Annotated in this window: 16 protein-coding genes; 11 read left to right on the top strand and 5 right to left on the bottom strand. The window is 72.6% G+C overall.

Features of this window, described 5'->3' with window-relative positions; all coding sequences use genetic code 11:
• The first annotated feature begins 28 nt into the window (after positions 1–28).
• From ACFW16_RS26785 to ACFW16_RS26760, 6 genes are all read left to right on the top strand, one after another.
• Positions 29–490, top strand: a complete 462-nt coding sequence (locus ACFW16_RS26785) for an HPr kinase/phosphorylase (protein WP_380310857.1) — start codon at positions 29–31, stop codon at positions 488–490.
• Entirely contained in the window at positions 487–1,371 is an 885-nt protein-coding gene (rapZ, locus tag ACFW16_RS26780) for an RNase adapter RapZ (RefSeq protein WP_380310855.1), read from the top strand. The genes ACFW16_RS26785 and rapZ overlap by 4 nt, the downstream gene beginning before the upstream one ends.
• Positions 1,372–1,414: 43 nt before the next feature.
• Positions 1,415–1,825, top strand: a complete 411-nt coding sequence (locus tag ACFW16_RS26775) for a PTS sugar transporter subunit IIA (protein WP_026869137.1) — start codon at positions 1,415–1,417, stop codon at positions 1,823–1,825.
• A complete protein-coding gene (locus ACFW16_RS26770) occupies positions 1,822–2,124 on the top strand; it encodes an HPr family phosphocarrier protein (protein WP_380310853.1) in 303 nt (100 codons plus the stop codon). Before ACFW16_RS26775 ends, ACFW16_RS26770 begins: the two co-directional genes overlap by 4 nt.
• Before the next feature lie 4 nt (positions 2,125–2,128).
• Positions 2,129–3,916: a phosphoenolpyruvate--protein phosphotransferase gene (gene ptsP, locus ACFW16_RS26765; protein WP_380310851.1), complete on the top strand. Its 1,788-nt coding sequence runs from the start codon at positions 2,129–2,131 to the stop codon at positions 3,914–3,916.
• A 156-nt stretch (positions 3,917–4,072) separates the two neighbouring features.
• A complete protein-coding gene (locus ACFW16_RS26760; RefSeq protein ID WP_380310849.1) occupies positions 4,073–4,441 on the top strand; it encodes a hypothetical protein in 369 nt (122 codons plus the stop codon).
• A 16-nt stretch (positions 4,442–4,457) separates the two neighbouring features.
• Here the strand turns inward: ACFW16_RS26760 and ACFW16_RS26755 are convergent, their stop codons facing one another.
• Entirely contained in the window at positions 4,458–5,618 is a 1,161-nt protein-coding gene (locus tag ACFW16_RS26755) for an MFS transporter (protein WP_380310847.1), read from the bottom strand.
• Positions 5,619–5,630: 12 nt separating this feature from the next.
• Positions 5,631–6,398, bottom strand: coding sequence for a DeoR/GlpR family DNA-binding transcription regulator (locus ACFW16_RS26750; RefSeq protein ID WP_380310845.1), 768 nt, complete (start codon positions 6,396–6,398; stop codon positions 5,631–5,633).
• 189 nt (positions 6,399–6,587) lie between these two features.
• Between ACFW16_RS26750 and ahcY the strand changes: the two genes are divergently transcribed.
• Positions 6,588–7,892 (top strand): adenosylhomocysteinase, encoded by a 1,305-nt coding sequence (gene ahcY / locus ACFW16_RS26745; protein ID WP_380310843.1) that lies wholly within the window; start codon positions 6,588–6,590, stop codon positions 7,890–7,892.
• A 62-nt stretch (positions 7,893–7,954) separates the two neighbouring features.
• On the opposite strand, the gene ACFW16_RS26740 is transcribed toward ahcY, so the two are convergent.
• Both ACFW16_RS26740 and ACFW16_RS26735 read right to left on the bottom strand, forming a co-directional pair.
• A complete protein-coding gene (locus ACFW16_RS26740) occupies positions 7,955–8,914 on the bottom strand; it encodes a hypothetical protein (protein ID WP_380310842.1) in 960 nt (319 codons plus the stop codon).
• Positions 8,915–8,989: 75 nt separating this feature from the next.
• Positions 8,990–10,126: an aminotransferase class I/II-fold pyridoxal phosphate-dependent enzyme gene (locus ACFW16_RS26735; RefSeq protein ID WP_380310840.1), complete on the bottom strand. Its 1,137-nt coding sequence runs from the start codon at positions 10,124–10,126 to the stop codon at positions 8,990–8,992.
• Positions 10,127–10,248: 122 nt separating this feature from the next.
• Between ACFW16_RS26735 and ACFW16_RS26730 the strand changes: the two genes are divergently transcribed.
• The gene (locus ACFW16_RS26730) at positions 10,249–10,854 is read left to right on the top strand and encodes a LysE family translocator (protein WP_380310838.1); all 606 of its coding nucleotides are present in this window, start codon (positions 10,249–10,251) and stop codon (positions 10,852–10,854) included.
• Here the strand turns inward: ACFW16_RS26730 and ACFW16_RS26725 are convergent.
• Complete coding sequence (locus tag ACFW16_RS26725; RefSeq protein ID WP_380310836.1) at positions 10,846–11,856, bottom strand: NAD(P)/FAD-dependent oxidoreductase; 1,011 nt, start codon at positions 11,854–11,856, stop codon at positions 10,846–10,848. The genes ACFW16_RS26730 and ACFW16_RS26725 overlap by 9 nt on opposite strands.
• 115 nt (positions 11,857–11,971) lie before the next feature.
• Between ACFW16_RS26725 and tsaE the strand changes: the two genes are divergently transcribed.
• From tsaE to addA, 3 genes are read left to right on the top strand one after another with little or no spacing between them, the layout of a single operon-like run.
• On the top strand, positions 11,972–12,442 hold the full coding sequence (tsaE, locus tag ACFW16_RS26720; RefSeq protein WP_380310834.1) for a tRNA (adenosine(37)-N6)-threonylcarbamoyltransferase complex ATPase subunit type 1 TsaE: 471 nt from the start codon (positions 11,972–11,974) through the stop codon (positions 12,440–12,442).
• On the top strand, positions 12,439–15,378 hold the full coding sequence (gene addB, locus ACFW16_RS26715; RefSeq protein ID WP_380310832.1) for a double-strand break repair protein AddB: 2,940 nt from the start codon (positions 12,439–12,441) through the stop codon (positions 15,376–15,378). The genes tsaE and addB overlap by 4 nt, the downstream gene beginning before the upstream one ends.
• On the top strand, positions 15,375–18,815 hold the full coding sequence (addA, locus tag ACFW16_RS26710) for a double-strand break repair helicase AddA (RefSeq protein ID WP_380310830.1): 3,441 nt from the start codon (positions 15,375–15,377) through the stop codon (positions 18,813–18,815). Before addB ends, addA begins: the two co-directional genes overlap by 4 nt.
• Positions 18,816–18,876: the final 61 nt, after the last annotated feature.

The following is an 18,876-nucleotide window of genomic DNA, read 5'->3' as shown; positions in this document are numbered from 1 at the left end:
TTGCCGTTGCGATTGACAGGGGCCGGGGGTGCCGTCCACCTTCCCACCCGCGATGGCGACGATCCATGCGACCTGCGTCGCAGTCGACGGCCGCGGCGTGCTGCTGCGCGGGCCGTCCGGCAGCGGCAAATCCGACCTGGCCCTCCGGCTGATCGATGCCGGGGGGCGCCTGGTCGCCGACGACCGGGTGCAGCTCTCGCTCGAGGGCGGCGTCGTGGTGGCACGCCCGCCCGCCGCCCTGGCCGGGCTGATCGAGGCCCGCGGCTTCGGCCCGATCCCGGCCCCCTTCGTGCCGGCCGCCCCGGTGCTGCTGGTCGCCGACCTCAAGCCGGCCGAGGCGATCGAGCGGCTGCCGGAGCCGGCGGTGTGCGCCTATCTCGGCATCCGCCTGCCGCTGGTCTCGGTGGCGCCCTTCGAGGCCTCGGCGCCGGTCAAGCTGCGCCTGGCCCTGGCCGCGCTGGCCCTGCCCGAACACCGTCTCGCACGATGAGCGACATCCCCCAAACCGCGGCGCATCCCGGCGCCCGCCATCGTCTGGTGCTGGTGACCGGCCTGTCCGGCGCCGGCCATTCCACCTCGCTCAAGACCCTCGAGGATCTCGGCCACGAGGCGATCGACAACCTGCCGATCGCGCTGCTCGGCCCCTTGGTCGACCATGCCGAGGGCCGGCCGATGGCCGTGACCATCGACACCCGCACCCGCGGCTTCTCGGTCGAGGCGCTGGACGCCGAGATCGCGGCCCTGCGCGCCCGCGGCGACGTCGATGTCCGGCTGCTGTTCGTCGACGCCGACGACGAGGTGCTGCAGCGCCGCTACACCGAGACCCGGCGGCGCCATCCGCTGGCGATCGACCGGCCGGTGGCGGACGGCATCCGGCGCGAGCGGCTGGAGCTGTACCCGCTGCGCCTGCTGGCCGACGTGGTCGTCGACACCTCGCTGACCAGCCCGCAGGACCTGCGGCGGCTGATCGAGGGGCATTTCGGCCTCGACACCACGCCCGGCCTCTATGTCACGGTGATGTCGTTCTCGTTCAAGCGCGGCCTGCCGCGCGAGGCCGACCTGGTGTTCGACGTGCGCTTCCTGGACAACCCGCACTGGGTGCCGGACCTGCGGCCGCAGACCGGGCAGGATCCGGCGGTGCAGGCGATGATCCGGCGCGACGCCCAGTTCGACCCGTTCATGGCCTCGCTGTTCGGCCTGCTCGAACCGCTGCTGCCGCGCTACAACCGCGAGGGCAAGAGCTATCTCACCATCGCCGTCGGCTGCACCGGCGGCAAACATCGATCGGTGTTCGTGGCGGAGACGCTGGCGGCCTGGCTGGACGGCCAGGGCACCCGCCGCGGGCTGGTCCATCGCGACATGCCGACGTAAGGGCTGACAGGAAGGCAACCGGAACGACATGACCACCCACCCGATGATCGGCATGGTCCTCGTGACCCATGGTCGTCTTGCCGACGAGTTCGTCGCGGCGATGGAGCATGTGGTGGGCGCCCAGCCCCAGGTCGCCACGGTCTGCATCGGGCCCGAGGACGACATGGAACAGCGCCGGGCCGAGATCATGGACAAGGTCTCCGCGGTCGATGGCGGGCGCGGCGTGGTGCTGCTGACCGACATGTTCGGCGGCACGCCGTCGAACCTGGCGATCTCGATCCTCGACCGCGCCAATGTCGAGGTGATCGCCGGCATCAACCTGCCGATGCTGATCAAGCTTGCCTCGGTGCGGAAGACCGACACCCTGACCGATGCCGTGACCGCGGCCCGCGAGGCCGGCCAGAAATACATCAGCGTGGCCTCGGCCCTGCTGAAGCCGGAGAAGCGAAAATGAGCGGCCCGGCGTCCCCGGACATGGCCGAGGAAAGGCTGACGCGCAGCGTCACGATCTGCAACCAGCGCGGCCTGCACGCCCGGGCGGCGGCGAAGTTCGTCAAGCTGGTGGCCGAGTTCGACGCCGAGATCTGGGTCGAGCGCAACGGCACCGAGGTCGGCGGCCAGTCGATCATGGGGCTGATGATGCTGGCGGCCGGGCCCGGCACGGACATCGCCATCGCCGCGGCCGGGCCGCAGGCGGCGGAAGCCCTGGCCGCGCTCGTCTCCCTGGTCGAGCGCGGCTTCGACGAGGACTAGGATCATGGCGACGCGGATCGCCGACCTGCCCACGCCGGCGCCGAGCCGGGAGATCGTGCTCAGCGGCCTCGCCGTGTCCGGCGGCGTCGCCATCGGCCCGGCCCATCTGATCGAGAGCGGCTTCGAGCAGGTGCCGGAATACCGGCTGGAGGAGGCCGACCTGGCCGGCGAGCGCGAGCGCTTCGCCGAGGCGCTGGCCAAGTCCCGGCGCCAGATCAGGAAGCTGAAGGCCAAGGCCCAGGCGCTGCCGGAGCAGGCGGCCGAGGATGTCGGCTACCTGCTGGACGCCCATGCCGCGATCCTGTCCGGCTCGCGCCTCCTGCGCGGGGTCGAGGCCCGCATCGCCGAGGAACGGGTCAACGCCGAATACGCGGTGCAGTCGGAGATCGCGGCGATCGCCGCCCAGTTCGCGGCGATGGACGACAGCTATCTCGCCAGCCGCATCGACGACATCCGCGAGGTCGGGGCCCGGCTGATCCGCAACCTGACCAAGCGGCAGTTCCAGGCCTTCGCCAACCTGCCCGAGGGCAGCATCGTGCTGGCCGAGGAGATCACCCCGGCCGACACCGCGCTGATGGATCCGCGCCGGGTGGCGGGCTTCGCCTCGGCTCTCGGCGGCGCCCAGAGCCACACCGCGGTGATGGCGCGGTCGCTGGGCCTGCCGGCGGTGCTGGGGGTGCCGGGCCTCCTGGCCGGGGTCCGCCCCGGCCAGACCGTGATCGTCGACGGCACCGCCGGCCAGGTGATCATCGACCCGACGCCGGAGACGCTGTCCGCCTATCGCATCCGGCGCGACCTGGCGCGGGCCGACCGCAAGCAGCTCGAGGCCCTGATCGGCCTGCCGTCCAACAGCCGGGACGGCGTCGCCGTCACCCTGTCGGCCAATGTCGAGCTGCCGCGCGACGTGCAGGCGGCGACCGAGTTCAACGCCGCCGGGGTCGGCCTGCTGCGCACCGAGTTCATGTTCATGAACCGGGACGACCTGCCGGGCGAGGAGCAGCAGTATTCGATCCTGCGCGGCGTGGTCGAGGGCATGGCCGGCAAGACGGTGACGATCCGCACCCTCGACCTCGGCGGCGACAAGATCGCCTCGGCCCTCGGCGGCCGCTTCGCCGAGACCGCCAACCCGTCGCTCGGCCTGCGCGCCATCCGGCTGTCGCTGAAGGAACCGAAGCTGCTGGAGACGCAGCTGGCGGCGATCCTGCGGGCCGGGGCGCACGGGCCGATCCGGGTGCTGCTGCCGATGATCACCACCATCGGCGAGATCCGCGCGGTCAGGGCGGCGCTGGACCGGACGATGCGGCGGCTGAAACGGCGCCGGGTGCCGGTGCCGGCGGCGATGCCGCCGCTGGGCGCGATGATCGAGGTGCCGGGGGCGGCGCTGATCGCCGACGCCCTGGCGCGCGAGGTCGATTTCTTCGCCATCGGCACCAACGACCTGGTGATGTACACGCTGGCCGCCGACCGCGGCGACGAGACCGTGTCCCATCTTTACGACCCGCTGCACACCTCGGTGCTGCGGCTGGTGCAGTTCACGGTCGAGGCGGCGCTGCGCGCCCGCATCCCGGTCAGCGCCTGCGGCGAGATCGCGGGCGACCCCCGCTTCACCGCGCTCCTGATCGGTCTCGGCATCCGCGACCTGTCGATGGCGCCGCTGCGGCTGCTCGAGGTCAAGCGCCGGATCCTGACGCTGGACAGCGTCGCCGCCGCCCGCCGCGCCCGGATGATGCTGGACCAGACCGATTCCGGCCGGATCGCGGCGCTTCTCGACGATTTCAACGAGGGTGGCTGAGCGGCCGATGAGGGTTGCCACGCCGACGCCTTTGCTGAAGGCCCCGGCCCGGTGGGCTGACCGGCAATCGCGAACAACACGCATTCTCTATATTGCTATGCATAATATTTTATACAAAACTGAACGATGCCGACTCGTCGCGGGGATAGAGAGGCAATGGAGGGGATCGTTCAAGTCACGCCGGCGATCTGGGTCCGCGATGGGGACCGGTCGCCGATCCGCCTGGGCGACGCCGATGACCTGGCCGATTGGCTGGGCCGGACCTGCACCTCGCTGATGCAGACCCTGGCTATCGACGATCGCCGGATCCTGGAGCTGGAGGGGCTGCTGGCCCGGGTCGAGGCAGCGATCGATGCCGGCGAAAGCCGCCTGCCGCCCGACCTTCACGGAGACACGATCGCCACCGTTTCCGGACTGAACGGCGTGTCGGCCTGGTCCATGGCGAACCGGAACCGGCCGGCAGCAGCCTATCCCCATCTCGATTTCGTCGAGCGCGCCGCTGGACCGAGAATCGGCCGGATGTGATCCAGGTCCATCTGCCCTAGATCCGAACCGCCCGCGCCGAGGCCGCGGTCGCGACCAGCAGCGCCGCCACGATCCCCAGCGAGGCCGGCAGGCCGAGATGATCGGCGATGAAGCCGATGGCCGCCGGGCCGACCAGGATGCCGCAATAGCCGAGCGTGGCGATGGTCGAGATCGCCAGCCCCGGGGCCATGCCCGGGACCCGGCCGGCGGCGCTGAACAGCACCGGCACGACATTGGCGGCGCCGACCCCGACCAGGGCGAAGCCGATCAGCCCGGCCACCGGCCAGGGCGCCAGGATCGCCAGCAGGAAGCCGGCCGCCGCCAGGGCGGAGCCGAGCCGGACCACGGTCTCGCCGCCGAAGCGGCTGGTGATGCCGTCGCCGGCCAGCCGCATCACCGCCATCGCCACCGCGAACATGGCGTAGCCGAGCCCGGCCACCGCCGGATCCTGGCCTCGGGCCTCATGCAGGAACACGGCGCTCCAGTCCAGCACCGCGCCCTCGGCCTGGAACAGCACGAAGGTCAGGAGGCCGAGCACCAGCACGATGCCGCGCGGCAGGGCGAAGCGCATCCCGGCCTGGGCCGGGCCGCGCTCCGGCGGCAGCATCGATCCGGCCTGGACCGCCAGCAGCGCCAGCATCAGGCCGCTGACGACCAGGGCCACGGCCAGGGGCGACAGGCCGAGGCCGAGCAGCAGGCTGGCACCGCCCGCGCCCAGGAGCCCGCCGACGCTGAACATGCCGTGGAAGGAGGACATCAGCGGCCGGCCGCCGCGCGCCTCCACCGCCGCGGCCTGGACGTTCATGGCGACGTCCATCGACCCGGTGGCGGCGCCGAACAGGAACAAGGCGAGGCCGAGCAGCAGGGCGTCGGGCGCCAGGATGATCAGCGGCAGCGACAGGCAGATCACCAGCCCGCCGAGCGCCGTGATCAGACGGCTGCTGAAGCGGGCGGCGAGGAACCCCGCCAGCGGCATCGCCACCATCGCCCCGGCGCCCATGCCGAGCAGGGCGAGGCCGAGCACGCCGTCGTCGATCCCGAGCCGGGCCTTGGCCAGCGGCACCTGCGGCGCCCAGCTGGCGGTGACGGTGCCGCAGATCAGGAACATGGCGCGGGTGGCGAGGCGCGCGCCGCGCAGATCGGCGGTCGTCTCCCCGGTCTGGACGAAACTGGTCATGACGGGCTCCGGTCAGGCGAGGATCAGGGTGAGGCCGGCCTGGCGGTAGGCGGCCAGAAGGGCAACATCGGCCGCCTTCTCGGTGATCAACGCGTTCAGCCGCGTGATCGGCAGGATCGGGAAGGGGGCGGCGGTGCCCAGCTTGTCGGCGGTCACCGCGGCAGCGACCCGGCCGGCGCAGCCGGCCATGCGCCGCTTCACCAGCGCCTCCTCATGATCCATGCCGCCGAGCCCGGCCTCGACATCCAGGCTGCAGACCCCGAGCAGGCAGAGATCGGCGCGCAGACCGTCGAGCGCTGCCAGCACCGAGGTGCCGACAGTCGCCTGGTCGGCCTTGTCGACCCGGCCGCCGAGCAGCACCACCTCGACCGAGGGATGCCGCGTCAGGGCCAGCGCCGCGGGCAGGTTCGGGGTGACGATGGTAGCATGCAGGCCGGGCGGCAGCGCCTCGGCCACCGCCAGCATGGTGGTGCCGCCGTCGAGCAGCACCACCTCGCCCGGCCGGATCAGCCCGGCCGCCACCCGGCCGAGTGCGGCCTTGGCTTCCGGCCGTTCGCCCGCGCGGGTGGCGAAAGTCCCGGTGGCGGGGGTCAGCGGCAACGCCCCGCCATGGACGCGGCGCACCGCCCCGGCGCGGGCGAGATCGTTGAGGTCGCGCCGGATCGTGTCCTCGGACACGCCCAGCACCGTGCTGGCCGCCGTGGCCAGGATCTTGCCGTCGAGGGCGAGCAGGTCGAGGAGGCGGCGGCGGCGCTCCTCCGGCAGCAGGATCTCGGTCATGGGCGTTGCCTCGTTTCGAGCAATCATGCACGATCATGCACGAACACGCAACATCGGGCGCAACCGCAACCGGCGCGCGTCGGGTGCAGGCGGGCGAAATCAAACATATAAAGATGTCTTTATGCTTGTGACGGACGGGCCCGGCTGCTACACCCTGCGGCAATTCCGCATTGCCTCGAGGAGCACCCGATGCCCGACGCCGCCACCTTCACCGATTACAAGGTCAAGGACATCAGCCTCGCCGACTGGGGCCGCAAGGAGATCGCGATCGCCGAGACCGAGATGCCCGGCCTGATGGCGCTGCGGCAGGAGTTCGGCCCGTCGCAGCCGCTGAAGGACGCCCGCATCGTCGGCTGCCTGCACATGACCATCCAGACCGCGGTGCTGATCGAGACGCTGACGGCGCTGGGCGCCACGGTGCGCTGGTCGTCCTGCAACATCTTCTCGACCCAGGACCAGGCCGCCGCGGCGGTCGCCGCCGCCGGCGTCCCCGTCTTCGCCTGGAAAGGCGAGACTGAGGAGGAGTTCTGGTGGTGCATCGAGCAGACGCTGCGCGGCCCGGGCGGCTGGACCCCGAACATGATTCTGGACGATGGCGGCGACGTCACCCAGATCCTGCACGACAAGTATCCGGAGCTGCTGGCCGAGGTCCGCGGCCTGTCCGAGGAGACGACCACGGGCGTGCACCGCCTGTATGAGATGATGAAGAAGGGCACCCTCAAGGTCCCCGCCATCAACGTCAACGACAGCGTCACCAAGTCGAAGTTCGACAATCTCTATGGCTGCCGCGAGAGCCTGGTCGACGGCATCAAGCGCGCCACCGACGTGATGATGGCCGGCAAGGTCGCGGTCGTCGCCGGCTACGGCGACGTGGGCAAGGGCTCGGCCGCCTCGCTGCGCAGCCAGGGCGCCCGGGTCATGGTCACCGAGATCGACCCGATCAACGCCCTGCAGGCGGCGATGGAAGGCTACCAGGTCGTGACCATGGACGAGGCCGCCTCGCTCGGCGACATCTTCGTCACCGCGACCGGCAATGTCGACGTCATCACGCTCGACCACATGCGGGCGATGAAGGACCGCGCCATCGTCTGCAACATCGGCCATTTCGACAGCGAGATCCAGATCGACTCCCTCCGCAACTACAAGTGGGAGGAGGTCAAGCCGCAGGTCGACGAGGTGGTGTTCCCCGATGGCAAGCGCCTGATCGTCCTGGCCCAGGGCCGCCTGGTGAACCTGGGCTGCGGCACCGGCCACCCCAGCTTCGTGATGTCGGCCAGCTTCACCAACCAGGTGCTGGCGCAGATCGAGCTGTGGCAGAACCACGCCAATTACGAGCGCAAGGTCTACGTCCTGCCGAAGCACCTCGACGAGAAGGTCGCGGCGCTGCATCTGGACAAGATCGGCGCCAAGCTGACCCAGCTGACCCCGAAGCAGGCCGAATACATCGGCGTGCCGAGCCAGGGCCCGTACAAGCCGGACCACTACCGCTACTGATCACGCCCTCCGGGGTCCGATCGAGACCAGCCCCCGCCCTCCGGCGGGGGCTTTTCTTTGGGCTATTCGGTCGCGATGCCGTCGAAGTCGCTCTCGACCGACAGGTCCTTCTGGTCGGCGCAGGTGAAGCGGGCCGAGCCGGCGAGGGGATCGAGGCCGGTCAGGGTCAGCGTGCCGCTCGCCGCCTGGTCGCAGCCGTCGATCGAGCCGTCTCCCGCCTCCAGGCTGAAGGACACGCCATAGTCGGTCGCCGACTTGTCGGCCGCGACCGCCTGGGAGAATGGCTTCAGATCGTGCGCGCCGAGGGCCACATCCTTCGGCAGCGCGACCACCACGGCCCCGACCGGCATCATCTGCTTGGTGCCGTGGACGTCGCGCTCCTGCTCCAGATACAGCATCAGGAGGCGGCTGCCGGCGGCCTGGCGCTTGGCCGAGCCGGAGCCGGTGATGGTGGCGTTGACCGGTGCGCCGACCTTGGTGCTGACCCGGCCCGGACCGGCCGAGGCCGCGGCCGGCTCGGACGGGACCACCTGATTGGGATCCACCGGCACCGCGTCGAAGGTCAGCGACAGCGTCGCCTCCGCCGAATCGCGGCAGGTGAAATTCAGCGTGCCGGCGAAAGGCGAGACGGCCGAGATCTCGACCGTGCCCTGCGGCACCAGGCGGCAGTCGCGCACCCGCGACCCGTCCGCGCCGATGGCGAGGTAGAGCGCGCCGGCCGTCTTGCCGTCCTTGTCGTGCCGGGCCGAATCGTAGCTGCCGACCGGGAGATCGCCCGGCGCGACATCGGCCGGCAGCAGCAGCTGGATCTGACGGGCGCGGATCACCCCCTCCCCGGTCGCGGTCATGCCGACCACGAAGCGGCCGCGGTCGTCCTTCACCGCCAGCGCGAAGCCCTCGATGGCCTCGGTCTCGCCGCCGGTGCCCGCGACCGTGCCGCGGAAGGTGCCGAGGGTCTGGTCGGCCGCCGCCGCGGGCAGGGCCGGCAGCAGCAGAAGGGCGAAGACGAGACGGCGCAGCATGATCTCTTCCCGGTGGTCCGGCCGCACCCTACACGCTGCGGCCCCGCCGCGCCTCTCCGCCATCGCGTCGCAGGGCTATTCCGAGAGATGCGCCTCCAGGGCCTCGAGCGCTTGCGGCAGGTCGGCCCGGCCGAAGCCGATGCGGAACCGGTCGGACGGCACCGGGCCGAGGGCGGAGTGGTACACCCGCGCCGGCAGCAGCAGCACGCCCGAGCGCTCGACCAGGTCGTCGGCGAAGGCGTCCACCCCCTCGCCGCCGAGATAGCGCGGATAGGCGATGCAGCCGGCCGCCGGCACCTGCCATTCGAACCGGTTGGCGTGGCGGGCGAAGAAGGCGTCGAGCAGCGGCAGGTTCTCGGCGACCAGGGCGCGGCTGCGCGCCACCAGATGGTCGCGCGCGCCGATCGCGATCTCGGCCAGCGCCTCGCTCGGCGCCGGGGCGCAGAGCGTGGTGTAGTCCTTCTGCCGCACGATCCGGCGCAGGAGCTCGCGGTCGCGGCAGGCGACCCAGCCGAGGCGCAGCCCCGGCAGGCCATAGGTCTTGGACAGCACCCCGACCGACAGGGCGCGCTCATAGAGCTCCACCGCCGACGGCAGGCGGTCCTCCTCGCGCCGCTCCAGCCCGCGATAGACCTCGTCCGACAGGATCCAGAGGCCGCGTGACCGGGCGAGCTCGACGATCGCGTCGAACACCGGGCGCGGCGGCAGCCAGCCGGTCGGGTTGTGCGGCACGTTCAGGATGATGACCCGGGTGTTCGGCCGCAGCGCCTCCGCGATCCGGTCCGGGTCGAGCGACCAGCCATGTTCGGAGTCGGGCGTAGACTCGAGCGGCACGCCGGTGACGGCGCAGATGCCGGCGGCCACCGCCTCGAGCGACTGGTAGTTCGGGATCAGCGTCACCGCATGGTCGTCCGGACCCAGGAGCGCCCGCACCGACTGGAAGATCGCCTCCCCCGCCCCGACCGTGACCGCGACGTCCTCGGCCTCCAGCCCGGAATACGTGCCGGCGATCGCGGCCCGCAGCGACGGCGCCCCGGCGGTCTCGGTGTAGCCGAGCCACAGCCGGTCCCAGGCCTCGCGCTGCGCCGGCGTGCCGAGGGCCAGGAGGTCGGCCAGCGTCAGCGACTGCATGTCGGAGGCGCAGAGATTGTGGCGGGCGGTGAACTCCCAGCGCGCGAAATAGGCTTCGAGCGCGAATTCGGGCAGGGACATCGGAGGTTCCTCGGCTCGGTCGGGCATGGAAGGTGACATGGAGATTGACCCTTCTCTACGGCGAAATTGTCCGGGACAATGTTCCGATTGTCTCGATCGCGTGGCCGCTCCACTCTGCGGCCATGACGCCCGAGCTGCTCTCCTCCTTCATCCTGTTCGCCTTCGTCACCTCGATCACGCCGGGGCCGAACAACATCATGCTGACCGCCTCCGGCCTCAGCTTCGGCTTCCGCCGCACGGTGCCGCACATGGTCGGCATCGCCGCCGGCTTCACGGTGATGGTGGCGGCGGTCGGGCTGGGGCTGGGCGCCGCCTTCGCCGCCTGGCCGCTGCTGTACGAGCTGCTGAAATACGGCGGCGCCGCCTATCTGCTGTATCTGGCCTGGAAGATCGCGCGGTCCGGGCCGATCGCCGCCGGCGGCGAGGCCGGGCGGCCGATGACCTTCCTCGAGGCCGCGGCGTTCCAATGGGTCAACCCCAAGGCCTGGGTGATGGCGGTGGGCGCCATCGCCACCTACACGCCGCAGGCCGGGTTCCTGGGCAACCTGGCGATCGTCACCGTTGTGTTCGGGCTGGTGAACCTGCCCAGCGTCGGCTTCTGGGCCCTGTTCGGCACGGCGCTGCGCCGGGTGCTGCACGCCCCCGCCGCGGTCCGCGCCTTCAACCTCGGCATGGCCCTGCTGCTGGTCGCCTCGCTGTACCCGATCGCGGCGGAGCTATTAGGCTGACGGCACGCCCGAGGTGGTCGAATACTCGAAATGCAGCACCTCGCCCGGATGGGCGAGCGGATGGATGGCATGGGCGGCCGAGGCGGCCTCGGCGAAGCCGGTCAGGATCAGCTTCAGCTTGTGCGGATAGGTGGCGATGTCGCCGACGGCGAAGATGCCGGGCGCGCTGGTCGCCGCCGTCGCCTGGTCGATGGCGATGTGGCTCCTGTCCAGCGCCAGCCCCCAATCGGCGATCGGCCCGAGATTCATCGACAGGCCGAAGAAGGGCAGCAGCACGTCGGCGTCGAGCCGCCGCACCTCGCCGTCCAGCGTCGCCACGGTGACGGCGGAGAGCTGGCCGCCCGCCCCCTCCAGCCCGTGCAGCTGGTAGGGCGTGACCAGCTCGATCGTCCCGGCCTCGGCCAGGGCATGCAGCTTGGCGACGCTGTCCGGCGCGCCGCGGAACTTGTCGCGCCGGTGCACCACCATGACATTGGCGGCGATGTCGGCCAGGAGGATCGACCAGTCGAGCGCGCTGTCGCCGCCCCCGGCCACCACCACCCGCTTGCCGCGCAGCGCCTCCTTCCGCGTCACCATGTAGAAGACCGAGCGGTTCTCATAGGCCTCGATCCCGGCCAGCGGCGGCCGGTTCGGGCCGAAGGCGCCGACCCCGGCGGCGACGATCACCGCCGCGGCGTCGATCTGCGTGCCGGCGCTGGTGCCGACCAGCCAGCGGCCGTCCGGCTGCCGCGCCAGGGTCTCGACCCGCTGGCCGAGATGGTAGACCGGGGCGAAGGGCGCGGCCTGCGCCACCAGCCGGTCGATCAGCTCCGTCGCCTCGATCCGCGGCTGGCCGGGGATGTCGTAGATCGGCTTTTCCGGATACAGGGCGGCGCATTGCCCGCCCTGGACGTCCAGCACGTCGACGACATGGCACTTCATCTTCAGCATGCCGCATTCGAACACCGCGAACAGCCCGACCGGGCCGGCCCCGATGATGGCGACGTCGGTGCGATGTGGCATGGCTGTTCTCCGGAGCTCCATACCCCGATGGGATAGCCGGTTCCGCGCCGGCGCGCACCATCGCGATGCGACGCGGGCGTGACGCAATGGGTCCGGTTATGCGAACAATCGGCCGATGTTCCGATTCACCCTCGACCTGCCGGACGAAGCCTCGACCGCAGCCCTGGCGGCGCGCTTGGCGGCGCTGCTGCAGCCGGGCGACATCGTCCTCCTGGCCGGCGATCTCGGCGCCGGCAAGTCCTTCCTGGCCCGGGCCCTGATCCGCGCCGCTTCGGGCGAGCCGGGGCTGGAGGTGCCGAGCCCGACCTTCACCCTGGTCCAGTCCTACGACCTGCCGGCCGGCCCGTTGTGGCATTTCGACCTGTACCGGCTGGCGGCGCCCGACGAGGTGCTGGAGCTGGGCTGGGACGAGGCGCGGCTGGGCATCTGCCTGGTGGAGTGGCCGGACCGGCTGGGCCCGCTGCTGCCGGCCGACCGGCTGAAGATCGAGCTGGCCCAGGGCCGGGGCGATGGCCGGACCGCGGTGATCATCGGCCTGGGCGGCCGCGGCGCGGCCCTGGCGCGGACCCTGCGCGAGGGCGCATGACCCCGCTTGTGTATACGATTCCGGCCAGCGGCGGCGTCGCCGACGCCCTGGCCCGCGGTCTCCTGGCCCAGGCCGCGGGCGACCCGCTGGCGCTGGGCGCCATGACCGTGCTGCTGCCGGGCCGGCGCGCCGGCACCACGCTGCGCGACGCTTTTCTGCGCGCGGCGGAGGGCAAACCCCTGCTGTTGCCCCGGCTGCTGCCGGTCGGCGACATCGACGCCGACGCGCTGGGCCTGGTGGCCGGCGAGACCCCGGCCGTGGCCGAGGCGCTGGCGCTGCCGCCGGCCATTCAGCCGCGGCAGCGCCAGATCCTGCTGGCCCGGCTGATCCTGGCCCGGCCGGACCAGATCAGCGCCGACCAGGCGATGCATCTGGCGGCGGCGCTGGCCCGGCTGCTGGACGAGGTGCAGGCCGAGGGGCTGGGCTTCGACCGGCTGGACGGGCTGGTCCCGGCCGAGCTGGCCGAGCACTGGCAGGAGACGCTGACGTTCCTCGGCATCGTCACCACGCATTGGCCCGAGATGCTGAAGGCCCTCGACGCGCTCGATCCCGCCGAATGGCGCGCCCGGCTGACCCTGGCCCAAGCCGAGGCCTGGAAGGCGGCGCCGCCGGCCGAGCCGGTGATCGCCGCCGGCCTCCTGGGCACCAACCCGGCCGAGATCGCGCTGCTGCGTGTGGTCGCGTCGCTGCCGCAGGGCGCGCTGGTGCTGCCCGGGCTGGACCGCTTCATGGACGGCGAGAGCTGGGACCAGCTCGACGACGGTCACCCGCAGCAGCCGCTGAAGCGGATGCTGGAAGGGCTGGGCGTCGATCGGACGGCGGTCGCGGACTGGCCGGCCCCGGCCACCGGCGGGCCGGACCGCACCGTGCTGCTGCGCGAGGTGATGCGCCCCGCCGCCACCACCGATGCCTGGCGCAGCCCGGCCGGGCTGGACGCCGCGGCGTTGGCCGGGCTGACGCGGATCGACTGTGCCACGGCGCAGGAGGAGGCGGGCGTCATCGCCCTGCTGCTGCGTGAGGTGCTGGAGACGCCGGGCCGCACCGCCGCGCTGGTGACGCCGGACCGGGACCTGGCCCGCCGGGTGGCGGCCCATCTCACCCGCTGGCAGGTGGCGGTCGACGATTCGGCCGGCCGGCCGCTGGCCGACACCCCGGTCGGCGCCTATCTGCGGCTGGTCGGCGACATCGCCTTCCGCGACGCCTCGCCGCTGTCGGTCCTGGCCCTGCTGAAGCACCCGCTGGCCGCCGGCGGCGAGCCGATCGGCCTGTTCCGCGAGGCGCTGCGGCGGCTGGAGCGCGAGGTGCTGCGCGGCCCGGCGCCGGAGCCGGGGATCGCCGGCCTCAAGGCGGCGCTGGCGGCCAGCGGCGCCGGCCCGGCGCTCGCCGCTTGGCTCGACAAGGTCGGCGACGTCCTCGGCCCCTTCGTCGACGCGGTGCGCGCCGACGCCCAATCCCCGGCCGAGCTGCTGCGGCTGCACATCGCCTGCGCCGAGGCGCTGGCAGCAACGGATGTCGAGCCCGGCCCCGCCCGGCTGTGGCGCGCCGAGGACGGCGAGGCGGCGCAGGTCCTGGCCGAGGAGCTGCTGACCGGCTTCGACGGCTTCCCGGCGATCCCCGGTCCGGACTGGCCCGGCCTGTTCGAGGCGATGATGGACGGGGCGGTGGTGCGGCCGCGCTGGGGCCGGCATCCGCGGCTGGCGATCCTGGGTCCGGTCGAGGCCCGGATGGCGCGGTTCGACCGCATCGTGCTGGGCGGGCTGAACGAGGGCACCTGGCCGGCCGCGCCCGCCGCCGATCCCTGGCTGTCGCGGCCGATGCGGCGCGACTTCGGCCTGCCGGCGCCGGAGCGGCGGATCGGCCTGGCCGCCAACGACTTCGCCCAGGCCGCCGCCGGGGCCGAGGTCTACCTCACCCGGGCGGAGAAGGTGGAGGGCACCCCGACCGTGCCGTCGCGCTGGCTGCTGCGGCTGCAGGCGGTGCTGGACGGTGCCGGCCTGGCCCTGACGCCGCCGGCGCGCGACTGGCGCGCCCTGGCCCGCCACATCGACCAGCCGGATGCCGTGCGGCCGGTGGCGCCGCCCCGGCCGAAGCCGCCGGTCGAGGCCCGGCCGCGGCGGCTGTCGGTCACCCAGATCTCGGTCTGGATGCAGGACCCCTACGCCATCTATGCCCGGATGGTGCTGGGGCTGGAGCGGCTGGACCCGATCGAGGCCGAGCCGGGCGCGTCGGAGCGCGGCACCGCGATCCATGCCGCTTTGGCCGCCTTCCTGCAGGCCTATCCCGACACGCTGCCGCCCGACGCGCTGGACCGGCTGCTGGCGCTGGGCCGGGCGGAGTTCGCCAAGCTGCCGCCGGGGCCGGACATCCGCACCTTCTGGTGGCCCCGCTTCGCCCGCATCGCCGCCTGGTTCGTCGCGACCGAGGCGCGGCTGCGCGCGGCCGGGCGGCGGGCGATCCTGACCGAGCAGAAGGGGCTGGTCACCCTGCCCGCCCCGGGCGGGCCCTTCGCCCTGTCCGGCGTCGCCGACCGCATCGACCAGGGGCCGGAGGGGCTGGTGGTGGTCGACTACAAGACCGGCGTGGTGCCGTCGAACGAGCAGATCCTGGCCGGCCACCAGCCGCAACTGCCGCTGGAGGCGATGATGATCCGCGACGGCGGCTTCCAGGGCGTGCCCGAAGGTGTGCTGGTGGCCGGGCTGGAGCATTGGCGCCTGTCCGGCGCCGCCACCGCCGGCGAGATCAAGCCGGTGAAGCCGGCCGAGGGCGACCTCGCCGCCCTGGCCGAGCAGGCACTGGCCGGCCTCCTGGGCCTCGTCGCCCGCTTCGACCTGCCGGAGACGCCCTACCTGTCGCAGCCCCGCGGCCTGGCGCCGCGCTTCTCCGACTACGCCCATCTGGCGCGGGTCAAGGAATGGTCGGCAGGGGGCGAGGGATGAGCGTGATCCGCCCCGACCCGACGGCGACGCAGCGCCGCGCCTCCGACCCCCAGCATTCGGTCTGGGTCGGCGCCTCGGCCGGCACCGGCAAGACCAAGGTGCTGACCGACCGGGTGCTGCGGCTGATGCTGGCGGGCACGCCGCCCGACCGCATCCTGTGCATCACCTTCACCCGGGCCGCCGCGGCCGAGATGGCGAACCGCATCGCCGTCACCCTGGCGCGCTGGGCGACGATGCCGGACGACGCGCTGCAGCTGGCCCTGGCCGACCTGATGGGCGCGCCGCCGGCCACCGCGGTGCAGACCGAGGCGCGGCGGCTGTTCGCCCGGGTGCTGGACGTGCCCGGCGGGATGCGGATCCAGACGGTGCACAGCTTCTGCCAGTCGCTGCTGCGCCGCTTCCCGGTCGAGGCCGGGCTGCCACCGCAATTCGAGCTGATCGACGACCGCAGCGCCGCCGAGATGCTGGAGCGGGTGCGCCGCCAGGTGCTGGAGGATCCGGAGCTCGGCTGGGCCGTCGACCGGGTGGCGGCCGCGGTCGGGGCCGACGAGTTCGGCGAGATCGTGCGCGCCCTGGTGGCCGAGCGCGGCCAGCTGACCCGCCTGCTGGACGAGCATGGCGGGCTGGACTCCGTTGTCGCGGAGATCCGCCGCCTGCTCGACCTGCCCGAGGGCGCCACGGCCGACAGCCTGCTGCGGGAGGCCTGCGCCGATTCGGCCCTCGATTGCGATGCCGTGCGCGCCGCGGCCTACGCCCTGCTGGACAGCAGCGCGACGAAAGACCAGGACCGCGGCACCGCCATCGCCAACTGGCTGGAGGATGCGGACGGCCGCGTCGGTCGCTGGGGCGAGTATCTGCGCGCCTTCCTGACCAAGGAAGGCACGATATACAAGGCACTGGCGACCAAGGCGGTCGCCGCCGTGCCCGGCGTGCTGGAGGCGCTGCAGGCGGAGGCGGATCGCATCCTGGCGCTGACCGAGCGGCTGCGCGCCGCCGAGACCGCCGACGCCACCGGGGCGCTGCTGGCGCTGGGCGCGGCGCTGATCGAGCGCTACCGGGCGGAGAAGGCGCGGCGCGCCCTTTTGGACTACGACGACCTGATCCTGCAGGCCGGCGACCTGCTGGAGCGGCCGGGCAAGTCGGCCTGGGTGCTGTTCAAGCTGGATGGCGGCATCGACCATGTGCTGATCGACGAGGCGCAGGACACCAGCCCGGAGCAGTGGCGCGTGGTCGAGGCGCTGACGGCGGAGTTCTTCGCCGGGCTGGGCGCCCGCGAGGATGTCGATCGCACCGTCTTCGTGGTCGGCGACGAGAAGCAGTCGATCTTCAGCTTCCAGGGCGCCGACCCGGCTGAGTTCAGCCGCGTGCACGGCCTGTTCGACCGCCGCAGCCGCGAGGCCGAGCGGCCGTTCCACACCATCCCGCTGGAGACGTCGTTCCGGTCGGTCTCCGCCGTGCTGGAGCTGGTCGACGCGGTCTTCGCCCGCGACCCGGCGCTGGACGGGGTGGCGCCGGAGCCGCCGCGCCATTTCGTGTCGGAGCGCCGGCGGCTGCATGGCGGGCTGGTGGAGCTGTGGCCGCTGCTGGGGCCCAGCGAGAGCGACGAGCCCCCGGCCTGGGAGCCGCCGACCGAGCAGCGCGGCATCAGCGACCCCGGCGCGCGATTGGCCCGGCTGATCGCGGCCCGCATCGCCGGCTGGCTGCGCGATGGCACGATCCTGGAATCGCAAGGCCGGCCGATCCGGCCCGGCGACGTGCTGATCCTGGTGCGCACCCGCAACCGCTTCTTCGTCGAGCTGATGCGGGCCCTGAAGGCGGCCAATGTCCCGGTCGGCGGCATGGACCGCATGGTGCTGACCGAGCAGTTGGCGGTGATGGACCTGATGGCGCTGGCCCGCTTCCTGCTGCTGCCGGAGGACGACCTCTCCCTGGCCGAGCTGCTGAAGGGCCCGCTGGTCGGCTTCGACGACGACCGGCTGTTTGCCCTGGCCCATGGCCGGCGCGGCACGCTGTGGGCGGCGATGGCGGCCTCGCCCGACCCGGCGGTGAAGGCGGCGCGCGCCTGGCTGTCGGAGATCCTGGACCGGGTCGACTTCCAGGCGCCGTTCGAGCTGTTCTCGGGCGTGCTGGCCCGGCCCTGCCCGGGCGATGCCGCCTCCGGCCGCCGGGCCATGCTGGGCCGGCTGGGACCCGAGGCGGAGGACCCGCTGGACGAGCTCCTGTCGCTGGCCCTGGGCTTCGAGCGGCAGCTGCCGCCGTCGCTGCAGCGCTTCCTGCACTGGCTGGAAACCGGCGAGACCGAGGTCAAGCGCGAGCAGGAGCAGGGCGACGGCCAGGTGCGGATCATGACCGTGCACGGCTCCAAGGGCCTGCAGGCGCCGATCGTGATCCTGCCCGACCTGGTCGGCATGCCGCGCGGCGGCGCCCGGGCCGGCGAGAAGATCCTATGGCCGGACGAGGCCTTGCCGGTGCCGCTGTGGGCGCCGCGCGCGGCCAGCCGGCCGCCGGTCTATCGCGAGGCGATGGAGCGTGCCGACCGCCGCCGCGATCAGGAATACCGCCGCCTGCTGTATGTAGCCCTGACCCGGGCCGAGGACCGCCTGTATCTGTGCGGCCACTACGCCACAGAGCGCGGCAAGCCGGCCGAGGGCTGCTGGTACCATCTGGTCCGCGACGGGCTGGCGACGCTGGCCGAGGCCGCGACGGTGGCGATCGACGGGATCGAAGGCGAAGGGCTGCGCCTGCACCGGCCGCAGGCCGACCGGCCCGCCGGGCCCGATGCGGTTGCGCCCTCCACGGAGGCCGAGGCTCCGCCTCCGGACTGGCTGCACCGCCCGCCGCCGCCGGAGCCCGACCCGACCCGGCCGCTGACCCCGTCGCGGCCGGAGGCCGAGCCGCCGGCCCGGTCGCCGCTGGAGGGCAGCGACCAGGGCCGGTTCCGCCGCGGCGCCCTGATCCACGCCCTGCTGCAGGCGCTGCCCGACCTGCCGCCCGAGGCGCGCGAGGCGGCGGCGCGGCGCTACCTGGCCCGGCCGCAGCACGGCCGCGACGAGGCCGAGCAGGCCGAGATCGTGGCCACGACTCTCGCCGTCCTCGACGAGCCCGGCTTCGAGCCCCTGTTCGGCCCCGGCAGCCGGGCCGAGGTGCCGGTGGTCGGCCTGGTCGAGGGCCGCGCCCTGTCGGGCCAGATCGACCGGCTGGTGGTGACGCCCGATTCGGTGCTGGTGGTGGACTACAAGACCAACCGGCCGCCGCCGGCCAGCGTCACCGCGGTGCCGCGCGCCTATCTGGTGCAGATGGCCGCCTACCGCGCCGCGCTGCGGCTGGTTTATCCAGGCCGGACAGTGCGCTGCGGGCTGTTGTGGACCGAGGGGCCGAGGCTGATGGAACTGCCGCAGGAGACGCTGGACCGGCATGCCCCCGGCGCATCGGCTTGACCTTGTTCCGTTCTCGTCCCTACCCTATCTCCACGTGGTGAGGTGGCGTCCCCGCCCCTAA

It is taken from the genome of Inquilinus sp. NPDC058860 (assembly GCF_042743185.1).
Taxonomy (GTDB): domain Bacteria; phylum Pseudomonadota; class Alphaproteobacteria; order DSM-16000; family Inquilinaceae; genus Inquilinus.
Note: the sequence above shows the minus strand (reverse complement) of the source record. Positions and strands in the feature narration are given on the sequence as shown.

Excerpts from the sequence above, each read along its gene's own strand:
- rapZ (WP_380310855.1), top strand. The coding sequence starts at position 487 with ATGAGCGACATCCCCCAAACCGCGGCGCATCCCGGCGCCCGCCATCGT.
- ACFW16_RS26775 (WP_026869137.1), top strand. The coding sequence starts at position 1,415 with ATGATCGGCATGGTCCTCGTGACCCATGGTCGTCTTGCCGACGAGTTC.
- ACFW16_RS26770 (WP_380310853.1), top strand. The coding sequence starts at position 1,822 with ATGAGCGGCCCGGCGTCCCCGGACATGGCCGAGGAAAGGCTGACGCGC.
- ptsP (WP_380310851.1), top strand. The coding sequence starts at position 2,129 with ATGGCGACGCGGATCGCCGACCTGCCCACGCCGGCGCCGAGCCGGGAG.
- ACFW16_RS26760 (WP_380310849.1), top strand. The coding sequence starts at position 4,073 with ATGGAGGGGATCGTTCAAGTCACGCCGGCGATCTGGGTCCGCGATGGG.
- ACFW16_RS26755 (WP_380310847.1), bottom strand. The coding sequence starts at position 5,618 with ATGACCAGTTTCGTCCAGACCGGGGAGACGACCGCCGATCTGCGCGGC.
- ACFW16_RS26750 (WP_380310845.1), bottom strand. The coding sequence starts at position 6,398 with ATGACCGAGATCCTGCTGCCGGAGGAGCGCCGCCGCCGCCTCCTCGAC.
- ahcY (WP_380310843.1), top strand. The coding sequence starts at position 6,588 with ATGCCCGACGCCGCCACCTTCACCGATTACAAGGTCAAGGACATCAGC.
- ACFW16_RS26740 (WP_380310842.1), bottom strand. The coding sequence starts at position 8,914 with ATGCTGCGCCGTCTCGTCTTCGCCCTTCTGCTGCTGCCGGCCCTGCCC.
- ACFW16_RS26735 (WP_380310840.1), bottom strand. The coding sequence starts at position 10,126 with ATGTCCCTGCCCGAATTCGCGCTCGAAGCCTATTTCGCGCGCTGGGAG.
- ACFW16_RS26730 (WP_380310838.1), top strand. The coding sequence starts at position 10,249 with ATGACGCCCGAGCTGCTCTCCTCCTTCATCCTGTTCGCCTTCGTCACC.
- ACFW16_RS26725 (WP_380310836.1), bottom strand. The coding sequence starts at position 11,856 with ATGCCACATCGCACCGACGTCGCCATCATCGGGGCCGGCCCGGTCGGG.
- tsaE (WP_380310834.1), top strand. The coding sequence starts at position 11,972 with ATGTTCCGATTCACCCTCGACCTGCCGGACGAAGCCTCGACCGCAGCC.
- addB (WP_380310832.1), top strand. The coding sequence starts at position 12,439 with ATGACCCCGCTTGTGTATACGATTCCGGCCAGCGGCGGCGTCGCCGAC.
- addA (WP_380310830.1), top strand. The coding sequence starts at position 15,375 with ATGAGCGTGATCCGCCCCGACCCGACGGCGACGCAGCGCCGCGCCTCC.